The organism is Ochrobactrum sp. SFR4 (genome assembly GCF_019730395.1).
Taxonomy (GTDB): Bacteria; Pseudomonadota; Alphaproteobacteria; order Rhizobiales; family Rhizobiaceae; genus Pseudochrobactrum.
In genome coordinates this window covers 1-257 of sequence record NZ_JAAPBB010000998.1, presented here as the reverse complement: position 1 = coordinate 257, position 257 = coordinate 1, and the positions used below count along the sequence as shown (strand labels likewise).

Here is a 257-nt window from a genome sequence, read left to right as displayed (position 1 = left end):
ATAAAATATTGCGAAAGGTATAACTTCAGATTATGCACAGACTCCGTTCGCTCATCCCATCGGCCAATTATCTGTTCGTCTTTGAAGCCGCTGCACGCCGGCTGAATTTTACGGCTGCCGCTGAGGAACTGAATGTCAGCCAACCGGCAGTCAGCAAGACCATCAAGCTGCTGGAAGAAGCAACTGGGCTGAAACTGTTTCGCAGAGAGCGCAGTCGTCTGGAGCTGACCGCAGAGGGTGAGCGGCTCTATAAAGAA

At 51.4% G+C, this 257-nt stretch carries 1 protein-coding gene; it reads left to right on the top strand.

Annotated elements, in window-relative coordinates:
• Window positions 1-32 precede the first annotated feature (32 nt).
• Window positions 33-257 (top strand): LysR family transcriptional regulator (locus HBA93_RS22095; RefSeq protein ID WP_221724673.1); only part of this gene is annotated, 225 nt, incomplete at its 3' end.